9 protein-coding genes are annotated in these 20,484 nt (G+C 48.6%); 2 read left to right on the forward strand and 7 right to left on the reverse strand.

Annotated elements, in window-relative coordinates; genetic code table 11:
- Positions 1 to 7: 7 nt before the first annotated feature.
- The gene (locus NYE70_RS20330) at positions 8 to 469 is read right to left on the reverse strand and encodes a SprT family protein (RefSeq protein WP_341047824.1); all 462 of its coding nucleotides are present in this window, start codon (positions 467 to 469) and stop codon (positions 8 to 10) included.
- A gap of 100 nt (positions 470 to 569) precedes the next feature.
- On the opposite strand from NYE70_RS20330, the gene NYE70_RS20335 reads away from it, so the two are divergent.
- Both NYE70_RS20335 and cmpA read left to right on the forward strand, forming a co-directional pair.
- On the forward strand, positions 570 to 923 hold the full coding sequence (locus NYE70_RS20335; protein WP_211021703.1) for a hydrolase/acyltransferase: 354 nt from the start codon (positions 570 to 572) through the stop codon (positions 921 to 923).
- Positions 924 to 1,019: 96 nt separating this feature from the next.
- Positions 1,020 to 1,157: a cortex morphogenetic protein CmpA gene (gene cmpA, locus NYE70_RS20340; RefSeq protein WP_213655464.1), complete on the forward strand. Its 138-nt coding sequence runs from the start codon at positions 1,020 to 1,022 to the stop codon at positions 1,155 to 1,157.
- Positions 1,158 to 1,280: 123 nt separating this feature from the next.
- Here the strand turns inward: cmpA and NYE70_RS20345 are convergent, their stop codons facing one another.
- Genes NYE70_RS20345 through fabD form a run of 6 tightly spaced genes read right to left on the reverse strand, consistent with a single transcriptional unit; the run spans position 1,281 to position 20,474 of the window.
- Positions 1,281 to 1,754, reverse strand: a complete 474-nt coding sequence (locus NYE70_RS20345) for a pullulanase-associated domain-containing protein (RefSeq protein WP_211021701.1) — start codon at positions 1,752 to 1,754, stop codon at positions 1,281 to 1,283.
- A complete protein-coding gene (locus NYE70_RS20350) occupies positions 1,751 to 6,373 on the reverse strand; it encodes an AMP-binding protein (protein WP_341047828.1) in 4,623 nt (1,540 codons plus the stop codon). The genes NYE70_RS20345 and NYE70_RS20350 overlap by 4 nt, the downstream gene beginning before the upstream one ends.
- A gap of 52 nt (positions 6,374 to 6,425) precedes the next feature.
- Positions 6,426 to 10,415: an amino acid adenylation domain-containing protein gene (locus tag NYE70_RS20355; RefSeq protein ID WP_341047830.1), complete on the reverse strand. Its 3,990-nt coding sequence runs from the start codon at positions 10,413 to 10,415 to the stop codon at positions 6,426 to 6,428.
- 22 nt (positions 10,416 to 10,437) lie between these two features.
- Positions 10,438 to 17,568 (reverse strand): HAD-IIIC family phosphatase, encoded by a 7,131-nt coding sequence (locus NYE70_RS20360; protein ID WP_341047832.1) that lies wholly within the window; start codon positions 17,566 to 17,568, stop codon positions 10,438 to 10,440.
- Positions 17,569 to 19,254, reverse strand: a complete 1,686-nt coding sequence (locus NYE70_RS20365) for a CPBP family intramembrane glutamic endopeptidase (protein ID WP_341047834.1) — start codon at positions 19,252 to 19,254, stop codon at positions 17,569 to 17,571.
- Positions 19,251 to 20,474, reverse strand: coding sequence for an ACP S-malonyltransferase (gene fabD / locus NYE70_RS20370; RefSeq protein ID WP_341047836.1), 1,224 nt, complete (start codon positions 20,472 to 20,474; stop codon positions 19,251 to 19,253). Before fabD ends, NYE70_RS20365 begins: the two co-directional genes overlap by 4 nt.
- Between the last annotated feature and the right edge of the window lie 10 nt (positions 20,475 to 20,484).

Here is a 20,484-nt window from a genome sequence, read left to right on the forward strand (position 1 = left end):
CACTTCATTATAACATATTCAGTTTTAAGACACCCCGGCATCTGCCGCAACGGTAACGGTCCGGGTCCACCCGGCGTTTGCGAAGATATTCCATTCCGCAGTCCGAGCAAACCAACCTGTATCGATAAGGAAGGCTTTTACGCTTTGCCTGGCCCGGCAGGGATTGGCAGAAGCGGCTTCCGTCGACTTTATTCAACAGCGCCTTAAATTCGGGATCACGATGCTGGTACCCTCTTCCGGATAGATGCAAATGGTAATGGCATAGCTCGTGCTTAATTATTTTTTCAACCTCATCCGTTCCGTAAGCTTCCAATTGGGCCGGGTTGATTTCGATATGGTGGGTTTTCATAAAATACCTTCCGCCGGTCGTTCTAAGTCGTCCGTTAAACCTCGCCTGATGGCGGAACGGCACCCCGAAACTTCGCAGCGAGATCTCCTCGACCCATTGCTGAAGCTGCTTGTCGTTCATGTATTCATCGTTCTCCTTTTCTGAGGATGTACTTGAATTTTAACTTCTCCTTACGCTACACTGTCAAGTAGGTAAAGAACGAAAAGGAGAATATCTTGACATGGCCGTTATGAGATACGTCATTTTACAGCAGGATCAGAAACTATTGTTCGTGGAAATGCCCGGCGATTACGCCTATCAGCTGAGCGCGCTGAATCTGCGCCTTAACAAAGAGATCGATAAGCTTACGGCGGAGCAAGTGCCGGTTTTACCGCGGGCGATCGCGGAATGCGACCGTCTCGATCTGCTCCAGGAATCGCTGCAAATCACGAGCGGATTGGAGTATATTAATGAGCTTGAGGCGGCATTCACCGCCATCCGGGAAGAGAATTACCCTCTCGTCTCCCTGCTCACGGAAATTCGTGCCCTGCAAGCTCAATTGGAGCAGTGGTACGAAGAGGAAGGCATCGTCTAATTCATTCTTTCATTTTGCGGAACCCTCTTGGACCTGCACGGTTTCCGGCATTCACCCATATGCTACCTACAAAGAATGCCGGAGGAGGAGACCCTGTTGCCCAAATGGCTCAGCAACCAAATTATGCGCGCCTTCCATAAGCGCGACCGCCGCCAGATTGTTTTGCTCAATGATTGCTGGTTCTTTTATTACAATCGCCAGGGCGCGAATAACGAATCCAGCAACCTGCAATAAGACTAAGCCCATACCGGGCAAATAGCCTTAATCCATCATGACCACCCGTCCATCGGGTGGTTTGCTCTTGAATACAGAGAGACGGAAGATAATAAATCTCCCGTCTCCCTCCATATTCATATATTAAGCCGCCGCCACACGCCGTCTCCGCAGTTGCTCCATAACTGTAATGTAAATAATAGCAAGCAGCAAGCCTACAATCAGCCAAAGCATGGGGCCATTGCCCATCCCTTCAGCGCTATCCAAGCCACCGCCCATGACATGAGCTTCAGCCACGCCATTCACGACATCGATAAACTGATCCGAGCCGTCTTTGATCCAATCCTCGGTACTCACCAGAAACCCGACTTTGCTGTATTGACCGGAAAGCTCGATTTCCGCTGTTTTCATACCCTTCTCATCTACACTTGTGAATGGATAACGTGCCCCTTCATCACCTTCCCCCCATACCCACAAACTCCATTCCGTCGTATCCCCTTCCAACGGTTCATAGTGAATCACTACTTTGGTCGTATCTTTTCCCTCAGCTTGGACATAAGAGACCGGCAATACTAACCCCATCACTACCAACAAAGCTCCGATTAACCATGATCTCATTTTGACCACTCCCTTATCAGATCCAATTCATCCTGCACACCAGCAAACGCCTTCCGTTGTTTCGTCTCCAAACCATTCATTTCTGCCCACACCAATTCAATATTCCTTTGTAACTCTGCAAGCTGTATTTCATTCCTTCGGTCTACACCGTCCTGCAACTGATCGAACAGGTTACCCAAGCAATTTATTGAATCTTTCATAACCTCTATTAATCCTTCCAATGACTGTAGTTCCAGAAGAGGTTGGGCGTCCTGTAAGAAGTCTCTGAAGAAGATAAACGTATATTTCCACTTCCTTACCCAGAACATCACGAACAAATATAATTCCTCGTGGAATTCTTCATCCAAAGAAGCATCCTCAATCAGTTTAAGAAATGGCTTAAATGACGATAAACCTGTATAGATTAATCTTTTTTCCGTCACAAGCTCAAACGGTTCAGGTGAACAATAATAGTCGATATGTTTTTCCAAAATCTCTATGGCCAGCTGCTTGAATGGGACCTCCTGAAAATTCTCGAAACTGACGTCAAGGACAATCCTCTGCGCATTCGCATACCGGACTGGATAGCGTTTTAAAAATTCCAAGCTTCCGGCGCCGGCGAAGGATCGCTTTAACTCTTCTTCAGGAATTATTCCATAGAAATTATAAGTACTGTCGTAGACGGTATAGCCGTTCTGCGTATGGTCTACAAGCAAAAACATATGCGAATGGTGAATTCCATCTACATCGTTCTTGGAAATCCCTTGCTCTATCTCGAGTATTTTGGTTGCGAATTGATCCTCTTCCATTAAATAATCATGGGAATAGTTCAAAAAATAGGTCGTACCAACTCCGATTACCAGCTGACCTAAACTCATCTTCTCCTCGCACCAAGCCATACCTTCCTCAATCGAATTGAACTGTTTCGGCTTAACATCAATACCAAGTCTTCCAAGCAAGTCCAGACCCGGAATGTCACGGATATCATCGATTTGAAGCCGATCCTCCATTACCCCGCTTAAAGGAACGCTGAATACGGATATCCCTAAGCCAATACAGACCGGCAGAAAGCCTCTAGGAATAGGATAGCCCGCTTCGTACTGTATTTTGGTGTACATAGCTCCCATCATGCAAGGATAGTAATAAGGAATCTCTTGAATGTTCGCGCCAAAAGCAAGATTATATTTTCTGGCATCGGAATCCTCGGTGTTCGAAATTCCAACGGCCGCTTCATCAACTGTCCGCCATTCTCCAGCTTCCACGATTTCACGAACCGTACGATAACTGAGCATGTCCCTCAAACTAATCGCAAATGCATACTCATTGGCCTTCGCTACCACTTGTACCGCCTTTAGTGAATCCCCGCCCAAGGTATAAAAATCATCCGTAACCCCGATCCGCTCCACTCCGAGTACCTCTTCCCAAATTTGAGCAAGCATCTTCTCGTGCGAATTAACCGGTTCTTCATAGGAAACGTTCGTATATAGATGATCCCGTGGACCAGGCAGTGCGCCCCGATCAATCTTCCCATTCGCCGTTATGGGCATCACGGGCAATGAAACGAAATAGGACGGGATCATATAGTCCGGGAGCAGGCCGGACAAATACTCTTTTAATTCTCCAGAGGATTGCTCGCCGCTTAAAGTATAGTAAGCACATAACGATTTGCTGCCGCTCGCATCCGTCCAATCCGTGACCAGCGCTTCAAGCACGCAAGGATGCTTGAGAAGCTGTGCCTGAATATCTCCAAGCTCAATCCGGTAACCGCGAATCTTGACTTGATGGTCGCTGCGCCCGAGGAATTCCATCACGCCATTTGGCATCCATCTGGCCAAATCACCCGTTTTATACATTTGGGCTCCGGCAATCTTGCGCTCCCGGAATGGATCCGGAAGGAAACGTTCCTCCGTTAATCGAGGATCCGTGTACCCCGATGCTAGACATTCGCCTCCAATGTACAAATCTCCGGGAATATACGGCGGACAAGGTTGGAGCTTCGAGTCCAAAATATAGTATTTCGCATTCTGAATCGGAGTTCCGTAAGGGATGCTCACCCAATGTTCCTCCACCTCGGTGACGGGATAATAATTCGACCAGACGGTCGCCTCCGTCGCTCCTCCAAGAGCCACTACTTGCACGTTAGGAAAATGCTTCTTCATGACATCCGGCAATGTCAATGGTATCCAGTCTCCGCTTAAAAATGCTAAACGCAGATTCGGATTCGAAGCAGCTGCTTCAGCATCGATTTCCATCAATAATGCAAGCTGCTGCAGGGCAGCCGGTGCGGAATCCCAGAACGTAATCGGCTCCGTACGGAGAATTTCAAGCAATCGTTCCCGATCTGATAGTTCTCCCTCCGAGGCAATTCGAATGGAACCCCCGGAAGCCAGCATGCCAAAAATATCATAAACCGATAGATCGAAGCAGAGGGAAGTAACGAACAACAACCGATCCTCGGAACCGACCCCGAACGTCCGATTCACCCACTCGATGAGATTGATTACCGGGCGATGCCGGACAACTACGCCCTTTGGCGTTCCGGTTGTGCCGGATGTGAATATGACATAGGCCTCATGCTGCGAAGTTAATCCCGTAGCTGGATTCGAAGTTGGATAACGATCCAGGTGGAACCGGGTCCAGCTTCTTTTCCGGCAGCGTGTCATTAGGTAAACATCTTCTGCAAAGCTTGTCCCTTCCTTTTCCTTTGGTGAACCGATCTTCTTCCGAAAGACGAGATCGAACCGATACCCCAACTCGTTCGCAAAGCCTTCCCGCCTATGCAACACTTCTGTATGGTCAATTTCAGGGATACGGAGCTGCAAGTCAGTAAAAAAGTCTTCATCAAAATATAACTCGTGATTATTTGCCCCTCTATCATTGGACGACATCCCATGCTCTACTCTATACTGACGTACACTTTCAAGGAACGACTCTTTCCGCCGCAAGTCCATGATGTCCGCGACGATCAGGGTTCCTCCAGGCTTAAGACATCGCATCGCTTCACGAACCACTTGTTCAAAGTAGAAGTAACCAGGGAAAAACTGCGCCGTACTCGCCATCAGGACAAGATCAAAGCTGCCTGACTCCATTCCTTCAATCTGAAGCGCATAACCTTCTATCCACTCCATATGACTTAACCCAAGCTCCGCCGACTTGGTGGAGTTCATCTCCAGCATCCGCCTGGATGGATCAAGGCCGACAAAGCGTTGAACCATGGGAGCGATGCTAAAGGCGATCAGTCCGGACCCGCAGCCTACCTCGAGTACGCTGGACTGGGGGGTAACAAAAGGACGAGCCTGCCCGACAACCCGGTTGCGATATTCGTCCACCTCGGCTTCAGTGAAAGGAAGCCCGCTGTAGCTGCTAATAAATCCTCCCGCCGTAATGTAGTCCTTCGATTCCTCTGCGACTTGATCCCACAGCGCCCCCATCATTCGCAGGTTCTCTTGTTCCGCAAGAGGCATCGCCGCCTTCACATCCAGGTATACGACGTCCTGCAATGATTCAATGGTCCATATCAATTCCTGAAAAGGGCGCATGACGTCCTGTTTCGTGACGATGATCTTGATCGGTAAACTTCCCAGTATCGTCTCAATTCTGGATTTTGGAAATCCCGGCTCGATCGGTACGTAGGCCGCGCCTGCTTTCAAAATCCCCAAGACGCCAACGATCATCTCAACAGAGCGGTCCAGCAGGACGGCAACGTAAGATCCTGCTTGAATTCCTTGTTCCACAAGCAATGCGGCAAGCTGGTTCGCTCTTTCATTGAGCTCCCGGTACGTAACCTTCAAACCGCCCTCCGAACATACGGCGACCCCATCAGGAGTAAGCAGTACCTGTCTTTCAATCATTTGCGGGATCGTCATTTCGCTGACATAAGCAACATCCGTATCATTGAAGGCTTCAATGAGAGCTTTTCCTTCCCCTTGCTCAATGAGTAACGCATGGGAAATCCGATTTTCCGGAAATTCCAAATACTGTTCCAAAGCAAATATAAAACTTCGGGCATAAATTTCTATAGCCTCAGATGCAAACAATCGCCCATTGTAATGAAAATTTATAGTGATACCATCGGACTGCTGATCCACTACAATTACAGCTTCATATTTTCCATTACACAACGACTGAATGTCTGCTTCACGATGCAACCCTGACATCGCAAAAGCCAGTGGGGTCGATAACGCCTCTTCCTTTTGCAGTCCCAATTGCCCGGCGATCTCTTGAAGGTCGACATATTGATGTTTATACCCTTCGGCAACGCTTTGTTTGACCCGTTCCAGCGTTTCTTTGAAATTGGCTTCGGACATGATCTGATTTCGAATAATGAGATGAGACCCTGATGATTCGTCTGAAGAAAGCGGAAGCACAGGGATCGTCAGTGCGATCTCCGACAGCCCCCCATTCACCTTTCCGAGCCACGCCTGAAAAGCAGAGAATAAAGTCACGAAAATGGAGATTTTCTTATTTTTACTTACCTCCGACAACTGAGCGGCTAGAGGAATCGATAGTTCAATGGGGTAAGAAGCCTGTTCAAAGGCCGTTGTTTTGGGATACTGAACAGGTAAAGCCGAACGGGGAATTTCACCGGTTAAATGATTCAACCAATAACGTCTCCCAATTTCCATCTGCTCCTCTGTCATCCTCATAAGTAGATTAAACCCCTTCCTTTGATTGGAATGTTCGTTACAGTCTCTACAGATCGAAGTCCATTTCCAGCAGCGCTTCCAGTTCTGTAAGTCTTCGCCTCTGCTCCTCTATCTCCTCAGTCGTTCGCAAATCAAATTGTCCCAACGGCCTATGCGGATGTTCGATGATCAGGTCGATAACCCGGATGAAGTCATGCAGCATTTTCTCTACAGTTCTTCTTGTGAAAAGACTAGTTCGGTATTCGAGTGCCAACAGAATTTCTTCTCCGGCTTCCTCACCCCATAACGTAAGGTCAAACTTTGCTCTGTAAAAAACTAAATCCAACGGTTTGATGCTAAGCTCATCAATCTCCGGTATTGCCGTATCCATGTTCTGTAAGGCAAATGAAGCATCAAACAGCGGATTCCGCCCGGCGTCTCTCGATACATTCAGCTTGCGAATCAATTCGTCGAACAGATAATCCTGATTTTCAAATGCCGAAAGTGCCGTTTCCTTTACTTCAGCTAAATAATCAATAAAGGTTTTCTGATTCTCCGGTAGACTGCGCAGAGGAATAATATTTACGAACATCCCGATCAGAGGCTGGAGATCCGCACGGCTTCGTCCGGCAACCGGCGTCCCTACGACAATATCCTTCTGACCGGAGTAAATGGACAAAAGAATAGAATAAGCCGACAGTAACACCATGTACAATGTAGATCCTGTATTGGAAGCCAGAGTATGAAGGCTTTCTACAACATCGGGGGGAAGGACTGCTTTTACAGCGTCGTCTTCCCCCTCCGTGTTAGCCTGTCGAGGATAATCGGTTGGTATTTGCAGCAGCGGAGCAGATACAGCAAACTCGTTTAACCAGAATGCTTCTTGCTCAGCAAGCTGTCCCGTTTCCAGCATCTCATTTTGCCAGCAGGCATAATCCTTATACTGCAGACGCAGGGGTTCCACTGTCTCATCCTGGTAGAAAGCCAATAAATCGTCGATGAGGACGGACATAGAGACTCCATCAGAAATCATGTGATGCATGTCCAGGCACAAGACATGATGAGTTTCACCGATACAGAGCAGCTGTGATCTTAATAGCGGCGCCTGCGCCAAATCGAACGGCTGGATAAAAGTCCGAACCTCCGTTATTAAATTTGATTCCTGAATCGTTCTGCAGCCCAGTTGCAGTGACAGTTCCTCTTCCTCATGGATATACTGAACCGGTTTTCCTTCATGCAGCATAAAGGCGGTCCGGAGCGTCTCATGCCTGCGAACCAGTCGGTTCATAGCTGATTGAAGCCTGTCCACTTGTACAGGGCCATTGATTTGCAAAAATACAGGGATGTTGTAGGTTAATTGCATCGGGTCGTATTGGTTTAAAATAAAGAGCCGTTTCTGTGCCAGCGACAGAGGATAGAAATCTCTATGCTCAGCAGGCCTGATCGCCGGTAATGCCCCGCTCTTCAGACTCCGGTCAATCTCAACTGCCATGTCTTGAAATACCGGAACTTCCATAATTTTTCGCAGCGATAGCTGGACATGAAAATGCTTGTGGATTTCCGTGACCAGCAAAGCCGCTTTCAGCGAATGTCCCCCACGGATAAAATAATGATCGTTCAGGTTCACATGATCTATACCGAGCGTGCTTTTCCACAACTCTGCAAGCCGGCGTTCCGTCACCGTTGCGTTCGGATTGTCCGCCACGTCAATTCCGGCATGACTGGATAATGAAGGATCGGGTAACGATTTCGTATCGATCTTCCCATTGGCTGTCAAAGGAAGCTCACTCATCTGGACGTAATGCTGGGGAAGCATATAAGCCGGCAAACGGCTTCCGAGCCATTCCTGCAACTGCTCTGCGCCTAACGTTTTCGAAGCTGCAAAGTACGCACACAAAGTTTTTTCATCGTTTTGATCGCTTTGATTATTTTGCACCTTTACGAAAACCTCGCTGATCTCCGGATGCTGCATCAACTGGACTTCGATTTCACCCGTCTCAATACGAAATCCCCGGATTTTCACCTGATCATCCATCCTGCCTAAAAACTCAATGTTGCCGTCCGGGAGCCACCTCCCATAATCCCCTGTCTTGTACATAAGTTCGCCGGGAACGAACGGATTCTCTATGAATCGTTCCGCCGTCATTTCCTCACGACCCAAATACCCCAGGGCCAGAGATACGCCGCCGATGCACAACTCGCCCATGAATCCGATCGGTATGAGATGGTGTTCATGGTTGATAATATAGATCTCCGAGTTCAAAACGGGCTTTCCGATCGGCACTTTCGCCGCAAGCGTTACGGCGCTGGCTTCTTCCCTATTTAACTTCTCCCCCGTTTGCCAGTAGGTCGCACAAATCGTCGATTCCGTGGGTCCGTATGCGTTTATATAGTTGAGATGCTTCTCCCAGCGCGCTGCGAGTTCCGGATTGGAAGCCGATCCGGCGGTGACAAGGATACGTAGCGTCGGCATCTGCGAAGGTTCCAAATGAGCGGCATAGGCCGGCGGCAGCGTAGCGACGGTAATTGCCGATTGCTGAACATAGTCCGTGAAATCGACATAGCTTTCAATCGTCTCTTTAGTTAGCAGATGCAGCTCCGCCCCTGTGAATAGCGCCATGAACATCTCCCAAATCGAAGCATCGAAGGAGGCGCTCGCAAACTGAACGATTTTATCGGTTTCCCTTATACCCAGTTCATTCCTGAAGAAGCTGTGCAAGTTGGCCATGCCTCGATGTCCAACCATGACCCCTTTGGGACTTCCGGTCGAACCGGAGGTATAGATCACATAGGCCATGTCCTCTCCCCCTGCGGAAGCCCCTTTCTCAACTTGATTTCCAGAATTTGCACTGGCGTGCACAGGCAGCAATTGATCTCCCTGGATGAGCAAAGAGTAGCCGCTGAATGGGAACCAATTGACATACTTTGCGGGGCTAATCAAACATGCCGCACCGCTGTCCTCCAGCATATATTGAATGCGCTTTTGCGGATAATCGGGGTCAATCGGCAAGTAAGCCGCTCCCGCCTTGAGCACAGCAATCATGGAGATAACCATATCCATGGTCCGGTCGCAAACAACACCTACGATATGTCCCCTATGGATACCGTTCTTCTTCAATTGCTCGGCATACACTTCCGCTCTTTCATTCAACCCCCTATAGCTCAAACTTCTTGCACCGCATACCAGAGCAGTGCGTTCCGGCTTAAGTAGAGCTTGTTCTTCAAACAACTGCGAAATTGTCTTATCACTGGGAAACTCGCCTTTATTTGAATGAAACTCCGTCAAAAGCTGCGTCCGTACCTTCTCATTCACAAGCGAAAGTGCTTGTACTTGCATCTCCGGATTTCCGACCATTTGTTCAAGAATATGAAGAACACTGTCCGCCAGCGCCTGCATCATTCCTTCACTATACAGCTCGCCATTATAGATCAACTCGCCCGTAATCTCTTCATCTATTCTCTTGAAAGAGAAGGTGACTCCGTTGATTCCAGACATCCTGCAATTTTGCAAGTTCGACGGATCATGCATCGGCACAAGCTCACAAGCCACATTGCATAATTGAGAGAAATCCCATTTCTGCTCTTGCTCACCCTGAAACAACTGATTCACGGGAAAATACTGATAGCCGTATGCCGTCGTCACTGTCCGGTTCAAATCCTTCCACAATTGCTTCATCGTTTGACTGCCATCCAACTTGAGTGAAGTGGGCAGAAAGGAATTAACCGCAGACTCCTCATTTGGGCCTGCGATCGCCGGACAGCCAACGATGACGGATCGGCTGGATCTTATTTTAGCCAGTGCAGTCATCGTCCCTGACAATAAAATGACATAGATAAGTGAATCTTTTCGGCTGGACCAGTTTAAAAGACCCTCAATTAGCGATAATGTGATCGGAAGACTCAGTCGCCGCTCGCTAAACAATCCCTGCTTTCGCAGTTCCGATGGCCGATCAGGCACAAGCACTTCCACTTCTTCTTTCCCGGCCAGCGTGTCCAGCCAAAATTGTCTGGCCTCCCGGTATTCCTCCACTTCTCCGCTCAGCAGATCCAAATTCATTACACTTCACTCCCCATGTAGTCTAGAAGTCAAATTCGGCAAATTCCATCATTGGATTAGTGCGTATACGCTCAACTGCGCTTGCCCTTTCCTCATCTCCGAGAATACGTATATCCTGCAGTCGTACCTCTGGATCACTCGCAATCTGCTCCAGAATCCGAATGTAATGCAAGCAAAGCTGTTCCATCATTTCCTTACGGAACAAATGGGTCCGGTATTCGAGCGTGAAATTCAGTTCATTATTCAACTCCCGCACTTGCATCGTCAGATCAAATCGGGACACTCCAAAGTCGAAGAAATATTCAGAAAGTACCGCATCTTCGAACTCATAGCGGAAAGGGTCCATATTTTGCATAACGAACATCGTATCGAATAACGGATTCTGACCTCTCTGCAGAGAAATATCCAGTTCCCGAACCAACAGCTCGAACGGATACTCTTGATGCCGCAACGCCTTCAATATCAAATCCCGATTCTCCACTACGTACTCGTCGAATGTTTTATCCCTTGCAGGATAGCTCCGAAGTGCCAGCGTATTAACAAACATGCCGATCAGCGGTTCAAGTTCAGGCCGAATTCTACCCGCTGCCGGTGTACCGATAACGATATCTTCCTGTCCCGAATATTTGGACAAGAGCACGTAGTAAGCGGATATAAGTACCATGAATAATGTTGCGCCTTTCTCGGAGGCGTAATCAGCCAGCTTCCGGCGCAAATCGGAATCTCCTTGGAAGGAAAGTAACGCTCCTTCGTTCTGATCAGGTGAACGCCGCTCCTGCACCGCCGGCATGCTTAGCTTGGGAACTGGGGTTGAGTAAGAATTCAACCAAAATCTCCGGGTCTCTTCCATTCCTCCCGACTCCAGCCTGTTCTTTTGCCAAACCGCATAGTCTTTGACTTGCAGTTGAAGTGGCGGAAGAACCTCTCCACGATAAGCCCGAGCAAAGTCCTGAATCAGATTACCAAGCGAAACGCCATCTGAAATGATATGATGCATGTCGATCAGCACCATTTGCTTGCCCGATATGGTTGTAATAAATCCGGCCCGCAGCAGAGGCGGTTCCGACAGCCGGAACGGACGGACAAAGGCTTGAATCAACGAGTCGACGTTGTTATCGGGGACTTGATTGTGCAACTCCAAATTGAACTTCATATCCGAATGAATCTTCTGCACGATTTCTCCGTCCACCCAGGTGAATGAAGTCCTTAATGATTCATGACGCGAAATTACGGATTGCAAAGCGGTTTCCATTCGCTCGATATCTGCTTGTCCCTCAAGCAGCAGGACACCAGGCATGTTGTATCCGTCCTGATTACCTTGAATTTCATGGAGCAGGAACAAGCGCTTCTGAGCCGACAAAACGGGATAATAATCCCGCCCCTCGCATAATTCAATAGTTTCAAAACCCGACGCTTCCGAGCTATCAATCATTTGGGCCAACTCGTATAAGGACGGCTCTGTGAACATGTCTCCTATCGTCAGTTCCACACCAAACACCTGATGAACCTTTGAGACGAGCGAAGCCGCTTTGAGAGAGTTCCCGCCGATTTCAAAAAAGTGATCATGTCTTCCGGGGGATTCGCCCAACATCTCCGTCCAGATTTGTGCGAGACGCCGCTCCGTCGGGGTGGAAGGAGCTTCGTAAGGCTTCCGGTTCACTGGTACAGATTGCAATCCAGTAAACTCGCTGACTGCAATATTCAACAAGAGATCAGCACGACTGCAAGAAATGACTTTCATGTATGCCTGGTGACGGACATTATCCGGAATTTCGCCGGACGGCAGCCAGTGAATTTCAGGGTTCCAATCATCCATTATCGCGACTGTTGTTGTATCTTCTACAGTTTGTTTAGGCGGTGTTGCCGAATCTGAAGCAGGTACGAAATATTCAGGCAATGATACCGCTTCGTTCTGCTGCTTCTCAAAGAGAGATTCGAAATAGAGTTCCACAAAGCCCGGACAATCCGAAATTTGATCCAACCGGATTACATCATTCTTCTCGTTGTCCCAACCGACCCGCTGCAAGAATGAAAGAAACGGATCATTTTTATCCGTCTTGCGATAATCCGGCACGATTCCATGCAATCCGTTTGCTTCGGCAATTTGCTTCAATTGAGACATAACCGCATCCTCAATCCCCCGGCCAAGCACTCTACAACTAAGCAGGAAGCCATCAACCTGTAGCAGATCCTCATCGGATGAAGCCAGAACCACACCGACAATGCCGTAATCACCGAAACGATCCGATGCCTCAACTACCCAGCACCAACAATCGTTCTGCGATCTCCTTCCATTCAGCGCATCCTCCGTCAATCGAATGCCGTTCAAGTTAAATTGATTCGTGCGCATCATCAATTGTGACGCTCGAACGACCTCCGCATCATCCATCGTGCGCATGCTCATCCTTAGGCCTAATCCATATAAATAGTCATCCAGGGTAGCGGCGGATGCCTCCCGGTTCATTCTGCGATGACACTCCGCAGCGTATAATTGCGTGCGCATCCGGTCTTCATCGGTAATTGTCATGCGGTCCCAAGCCCAAATATGGGATAGGAATTTCTCCATATAACGCATATCAGCCGGAAGTCGCAGTGTCAGCACATCCGGGGCGTTCTGCATGACCTCCGAGCATTCCAGAGGATTATCATCAATGAAGACAAAACTATCGATCCCTAAATTCAGTTCCTTCGCCATTTGCTTCAAATTGTCCGATTTGGGCAGCCAATTGATTTTCCAATGGGCAAAATGTTCTTTCTTCAGCAGCATATTCGGGTTTTGCTCAAATACTTCCCATACGTCGGCTTCATTGTTTTTACTGCAAATCGTCAGTAACTGTCCCTCTTGCGCCCGGTCCAGCATCCATTTTTGCAGAATCAAATGGGGAGTCTCGATTTTGACGCCAAGAGGACCGTCTTCGCCGCAAACGCCTTGCCACAACGTGTTATCGCAATCCAGCGCGATCACTTTGAACGGTGCGGCATCCATCGCAATGGCCTTCCGGGCCAGCAAAGTACCCATGACCGCATAAAATTCCTCGCTGAACGGCATATGTCCCGCCCGATCTGTGATTGGGTCGAACACTTCAGTAACCGAATAATTCCGCCTCGCCGCACGGAAGTCGACGGTGTACACTTGGTCAATACTTTCCAGCGCCTGCTTCCACCGTTCATACAATTGGTCAAGATAACGAAGAAGCGAGTCCGGGTAGCCCAGATGGGTTGATGTAGGAAAAATGCCAAACAGGTACGGAACCGATTTATCTGCCGCCTGAACCATGCCCAGCAATTCTGTAAAGTGAAGCTCCAATTCGGTGTACACTGAATTTCGTGCAGCCTCGGCGCCGCCGATTAAATCTTCGAAACGGATGAGTACGACTCGACAGCCGTTCCCGCCCTCCAATGGATCCGAAGGATTCAGCAATTGTTGAAACACTTGATTGTAGCTGCCAAATCGAACGGAAGCCGGAATACTGAACTGGTGCATCCACCATTGCAAATGCCCCTCGATCGGCTCTGAAGTGAACGTAGCGTTCACGACGATTTCTTTGCTCAAGGAATCTTTCAAACCATCATTCAACTTCCGGCGTTCAGCCAGTTCAGCCTCTTCCTGTTCGTCAAACAATCTAATATTCCCGACAGGTTGCTGAGGCTCTTCCAGGAAACCGGCGATCACACGCTGAAAATCATCGATAAAACGCAACATCGTCCGTTCTTGGAATATGTCCACGTTATAATTCAGTTTGCAATCCAGCTCGCCTTCTTGCGTCAGGAACACATCGAGCTTGATATCTAGAGTCGCCGTGTCGATCGGAAGCTCCATTTGCTCAAACTGGAGCCCATCAACACGCATCTGATCCGAGCCCGTCATTCGGTACTCATTATGAAAAACCACCATCGTATCGTAAATCGGATTCCGTGAGCGATCCACAGGCCGGTTATACAACTCCACCATCCGTTCAAACGGAACGTCCTGATTCTCATAACAGACCGTCATTTGATACTTTGCCGATTCAATGTATTGCTGCAACGTCCAATTGCTCTCTGCACGGAATCGCAGCGGGACAAAATTAATGAACATCCCGACGCCATTTTCCTGCCCTGGACGTCCCCGTCCGGATACAATCGATCCGACGACAGCCTCCTGTTGGTCCGCGTATTTAAGAATAGTCAGACCATACAAGGAAGTCAGCATCACATTCGGAGTCGTGTGATTCGCTGCCGCAGCTTGCCTGATACGCTGACTCGTAGATTTTTCAATGCGAAAACCGATCTGTCTTCCTGCGAACGTGTTCACCTTCGGCCTGTGATGATCCAGCGGCAGGCGCAGCGGACTACCCATTTGTTCAAGCTGGTTTATCCAAAAAGACTCTTGTTTCACCATGACATCTGAGTTATCGAATTGTTCACGCCATTCTACGTATTCCCGGTATTGGAACACTGGCGGAATCAGGTTCTTGCCCTGATAGAGCTCGAAGAACTGTTTGACCAGAATTGCCGTGGAGAATCCGTCCGAGACAAGATGGTGTGAATCTATCATGAGCACATGTTCATGTTGCTCTTGCTCATTCACCTCGACATCGGGGTGGATCGTAATGAGTCCGGCTCTGAACAATGGCGCGGCATTCAAATCAAAAGGACGAATAAACCGGGTGATAATGTCCGATACTCCGCCATTCGCTGATTCATAACGCTCCAGGTCCATTTCCGCCCGCTCTCTAATGATTTGAACCGGGACGCCTTTTTCCATCGCAAATGTCGTACGTAACGCCTCATGCCGATTAATCAATTGCTGCAAAGCACGCTCCATTGCCGCATGGTCAACCTTTCCCCTTACTCGAAAGGCAAGCGGCATATTATAGCTGGTGCCGATTCCTCCGGTTTGCTCTTGAATAAAAATCCGAAGCTGGGAGGAGGTTAGCGGATACCGGTCTTTCGTTATACTTGCAGTTCCGTTTGATGGCCCTTGCTCGACCTGCTGATCCAAATGAGCAGCTAATTGTGCTACGGTTTCGCACCTTAGGATGTCAACCGCTTCCACCGGCTTTCCAATATGCTCTGCCAGCTTGACAGCAACTTGGTAAGCCAAGATGGAGTCCCCGCCCAGACTATAGAAATGGTCGTGGATATTAAGTTCTGTAAATCCAAGAACATGTCCCCATACGTTGCCAATGAGCTGTTCCGTGTGAGAATAGTGTCCTTCTGCCCGTCCCGTCAGATTGACTTTTCTAGCTGATGTTGCTGCCTGCTCCGTCCCCTCGCCCAGGGGAGCCATAATAAGACGAATAGGGGGAGAATTGTTCTCCACCCAGCAGCGATGTTTATCAAACGGGTACGAAGGTAAATGCACTCGGCGGTAGGTACCGCTGCGATACAGCAAACTCCACGGGATGTCCGCACCTGAGATATATAAATCCCGCCATTCTTGAAGCGAAAGCTCATCCCAACACTCGTTTTTCCTTGATGTTGTTTCCGGATTGCATGCTGTAAGTGATGACAGTAATTCGGAGTTAAGCTGAAGCCTTCTTAGATGCTCCATAACTTCATTTACATTCTTTACGACGAACGCAAGCCGGTAACTAAAATGGCTTCTCCCCAAGCTCGCCGTATAGCAAAGGTCCCCGATATTCCAGTGGCGGTCCTCATCAGACAACATATCGGCATAAGCATTTACTAATCTGGACAGCGAGGACAGACTCTGCGTGGACAGCGTAAACAAATATTGTTCACTGTCATTCGAATTCGGGCCCGGCCGATTTGTGAACATCGTGGTGTCATGTGTTCCCTCCAGTACAGGTGCTTCCTCCAACACGACATGACAATTCGTTCCGCTGAGACCGAACGAACTGACTCCGCATCTTCTCGGATGCCCTTCGTCCTCCCAATGCTTCAACCGGCGATTGACATAGACCGCAGACTCGATAAAATCGATGGATGCATTCGGCCTGTTAAAATGCAGGCTCGGAGGAAGCTGCTTATGCTTCAATGCCAGACAAGCTTTTACGAATCCAACCACACCCGCCGCATTGTCCAAATGCCCCAGATTCGATTTGACCGAGCCTACGGCACAAAATTGTTTGCGGTAAGTAAATCTGCGAAACGCCCGGTGAATTCCTTCGATTTCAATCGGATCCCCGAGCTTCGTTCCTGTTCCATGCGCTTCAATATAGGAAATGGTCTCCGGATCGATACCGGCATTCAACCACGCATCAGCGATCACTTCTTCCTGTGCTGCCACATTCGGAGCGGATAACCCGATAGAGCTGCCGTCCTGATTCACGGCCGAACCCTTGATAACTGCATATATCGAGTCTCCATCTGCGATGGCGCGGGCTAGAGGCTTTAGCATTACCGCAGCGGTCCCTTCGCCCATTCCGGTTCCATCCGATCCGTGATCAAAGGACTTCGCCCGGCCATCGGACGACTCAATACCGATTCGAATCCCGGTATCTGCGGGGAAGACTAGTGTCTTTACGCTACCGGCCAGCGCTGTATCGCAATCTCCGCTCCGCAATGCCTGACAAGCGAGATGAATCGCAACCAGTGACGATGAGCAAGCGGTGTCCACGGTGATCGCAGGCCCTTTTAGATCCAGCAAATAAGAGATACGCCCGGCGATGACGGAGGACAAATTGCCGGGAACCGCCATCGAGACTCCAGTAGGGTCAAGGTTTTCGATCAGTTTTTTATAGTCATGAAATGCATCTGCACAATATCCAAGGAAAATCCCCGCCTTGGTCCCTTTCAACTGACCTCCTCCATATCCGGCATCCTCGATCGTCTTCCAGGCCGTTTCCAGAAAGAGACGCTGGTTCGGGTTCATCAAACCGGCCTCCCTGGGCGACAAACGGAAAAACGGGTAATCAAACTTATCAATTTCCGGCAGGTATGCCCCTTTGAAAAAATCGGTATGATCAAGATCAAGTCCAATCCTTTCGGCGTAATCCCGGAGATCCCGTTTTCTCTCTTCAGGAAAAGGAACAACTAAATCTTCTCCCTCGGCCAAACTGCGCCAAAATTGATCGATGTGGTCGGCTCCGGGAAGACATACGGACATCCCGATTACGGCGATATCCTGAAGAGAGCTTTCTTTGATCTCTACCTTTTCCGAGTCATCTTCTTCCATGTCAAACGAGAATCCAACTAAATCGATCATTTATCTCCCCCCTGCCTCTGCCTGAAGTTGACTTGTGCTTACTGTAACTGCACTTTTCGCCTCATAGGACGGACTTTGCTTCCACAAACGATACATTAGCGGAGGCACAGCCAGCGAGCAGATGGCGATGAGGATAACAAAGTACATGTTAAAGCCGATCTCAAACATGCTATACAGGTTTCGGGCAATATAATAGGTGGCGAACAATCCGATTTCCGCGACGATCGACGCCCATATCGAGCGGTACCAATAATAGATAAGAGCGAAAATGACCGTCCCCATCCCCCCGTAAAGCGTCAGCGCCGGATCGAGATTGAAGAACAGCAAACTGTATACCAACGCATTACCGGCCAGCGCAAAACCGAGCGGCAAAACACTTTTTAATTCATTGAAAACCAATCCTCTGAACAACACTTCCTTGTAGATCGAATGTACGACCAAGAAGATAAGGAAAGTGATTGGCGCGCCGCCAATTAATGAACTGAACAAAATCTCAAACTGCGGGAACGTTTCCGAAACCGCGGGGATTTTCACCATGCTTGTTACCCACAGCCCCATACATATCGAGAGAAGAGCAATTTGCCATACACTGCGGAAAGGGATTTTTTCAAAGCGACATACTTGGATCAAGTCTCTCTTCTGATACCTGCGCATAATGAAGTAATAGACAGGAATGGCGATAAAATCGTTCAATACCAGCCCCCAGTTCCCGTTTCGGGCATCCGTTAGCCAGGGACGAATGGCATCTATCTTTGTCAGTTGGTTGTACCATAAGTACACCAGCGGCTGAAGAATGGCGTAGTAGATGGCTATAAATACGACGAGCCTTCCTACCATCACCAGGTAAGGTTTAGCCTTTGCTGTAAACTCCATTGCGGCCTGAACCTGCCCCTCCGGACGTTTTGCCGACAGGATCAATCCTGTGACGATCCCCCCTAACCCGATCAGCAACATGACATAACCAAGCAAACTGCCCTGTGCAATCCGGTCAATCATACCGGCTTCATTTGCACTTACAATTAGAACATTCACGATTACCGCAATCGAAATCGTTGACCAAATGGAACCTGTTTTCGTATAGAGAAATCCGTAAATAAGTGCCAGGAAGAAGGCATAGACAGTAATCGTTAAATTCGGCTGGAAGATGGCATATATGACAGCTTGAATCAAGTAAGCTGCTGCAAATGGCAGCCCTTTGCGAAGCTGATTGAACACAAGTCCTCTAAAGAAAATTTCCTCCATAAATGCCCCGGCAAGTCCAACCCCGATCAGAGTAAAAATAAATAATTCCGCCTGCCCGAATATATCCACGTACGCCTGCATTTGATGAAGTGCCGGCTGTGGAAGGAACGGGAGCTTCATCAGTCCGATGAAAACAAAAGCACAGCTAATCGCAATCGTCAGAGAAAGCAAGAGATCTCTCCCGCTGATCGGCCGAAATCCCGCTTCTTCGAAAAATGTTGTCTTTTCCTTCTTACTCACCCGATTTCGAATACCAAATAGCGCAATAAGCAACAGATACATCACGCTGAAATTAATCAATAGCCATACAGGCACATTGTTTTGCAGCAGCTTTTTGTAGGACTCATTCAGCGACATGATGAATACTTGGCCTTCAAATACAACGAGATACAGTCCTAGCAGCACAACCACTTTCAGGATCACGCTTCCAACCTGCTTCTTCATCGTGTAAACATCCCTTCTGTTTCAAATGGGTTACCATAGTCTTCAATCTCGGCTCCTTTCGCATTGACGATAGACTTCAACCAATTCCATGCTTCCCTTAATTGCTCGGCAGATGGTTCCGCGTTGTTATGTTCAAGATTCAGCAAAAGACCTTCCAATTGACGATACGGAGCAACTACTTGCTCTTGATAGACTTGCTCATTATGACAGTGGTTTCTGGTAGATACCGCTATCGCCAAATATTCCTCCAACACACGACGCTCCGTATATTGGTAGTTCGCCTTAAAAGACGGGGAGAACACAACTTGACGATCAGTCTGGTCATCCATCGAGTATGCTGGAAATGCAGGATAGTCCTCCTTCAACAGCCTGGCTAACGTTTTGCGCGGAGCTAGCTCGACAACCGCATCCATGCTGCGTTTCAGTAAGCAGGCTATACTTTGCCGCCAACGGACAGGCTCCGTCATCTGACGCTTTAAGCTGCCGATGATCTCTTCAGCATTCGCCCCATATATCTCCCCTTGGATGTTGGAAATCACGGGAAAAGTGAATGCTCCAAATTCATATCGCCTAAGCCGCTCTTCCAATTCATTCGCTGCTTCCGCCATGAATGGGGAATGGAAAGCTCCGCTTACTTTTAAGGAAGATAACTTTACTCCCTCTGCGGCCAGCAGCTCTTCGGCTGCCGTTACCGCTTCTGTCGTTCCCGAAAGTACAATTTGCTTGGAGGAGTTATAGCAGGAAATCACAGGACGGATCTTTACATCCCGCATCCTCTCTAACATATTTGCCGCTTCATATTCAGTAATGCCGCTAACGGCAAGCATTCTGCCAAGGCCGGACGCCGATGCTTCCATCATAAGACGTCCTCTTTCCCTAACGAGCTGGAGGGCATCGCAATATTTCAACACGCCTGCACAAGTTAGCGCAGTATATTCGCCCAAGCTATGCCCTGCCGCCGCTGCAGGTCGTATACCCGTCTCTTGGACAAAAAGCCGATAGGACGCTACTCCTGCGGTCAAGAGGGCAGGCTGTGTCAGATCCGACTGGGCCAGCTTCTCTTCCCCGCCGTGAAAACACAAGGCAGCCATGTCATACCCGAGCGTATCTGACGCCTCTTCAAACGTTTGTCTGACCACACTGTACCGCTCATAATCTTCCTTCATCATTCCGTTGTACTGCGATCCTTGCCCGGGAAATAAAACGGCTAATCGCTTCATCCATTCACTT

The sequence above is a fragment of the Paenibacillus sp. FSL R5-0407 genome (assembly GCF_038009185.1).
In the GTDB taxonomy this organism is placed as follows: domain Bacteria; phylum Bacillota; class Bacilli; order Paenibacillales; family Paenibacillaceae; genus Fontibacillus; species Fontibacillus vini.

What these genes read in the sequence shown, in the direction of transcription:
- NYE70_RS20365 (WP_341047834.1), bottom strand. Translation starts at nt 19,254, where the DNA reads ATGAAGAAGCAGGTTGGAAGCGTGATCCTGAAAGTGGTTGTGCTGCTA.
- fabD (WP_341047836.1), bottom strand. Translation starts at nt 20,474, where the DNA reads ATGAAGCGATTAGCCGTTTTATTTCCCGGGCAAGGATCGCAGTACAAC.
- NYE70_RS20330 (WP_341047824.1), bottom strand. Translation starts at nt 469, where the DNA reads ATGAACGACAAGCAGCTTCAGCAATGGGTCGAGGAGATCTCGCTGCGA.
- NYE70_RS20350 (WP_341047828.1), bottom strand. Translation starts at nt 6,373, where the DNA reads ATGACAGAGGAGCAGATGGAAATTGGGAGACGTTATTGGTTGAATCAT.
- NYE70_RS20345 (WP_211021701.1), bottom strand. Translation starts at nt 1,754, where the DNA reads ATGAGATCATGGTTAATCGGAGCTTTGTTGGTAGTGATGGGGTTAGTA.
- NYE70_RS20335 (WP_211021703.1), top strand. Translation starts at nt 570, where the DNA reads ATGGCCGTTATGAGATACGTCATTTTACAGCAGGATCAGAAACTATTG.
- NYE70_RS20355 (WP_341047830.1), bottom strand. Translation starts at nt 10,415, where the DNA reads ATGAATTTGGATCTGCTGAGCGGAGAAGTGGAGGAATACCGGGAGGCC.
- NYE70_RS20360 (WP_341047832.1), bottom strand. Translation starts at nt 17,568, where the DNA reads ATGATCGATTTAGTTGGATTCTCGTTTGACATGGAAGAAGATGACTCG.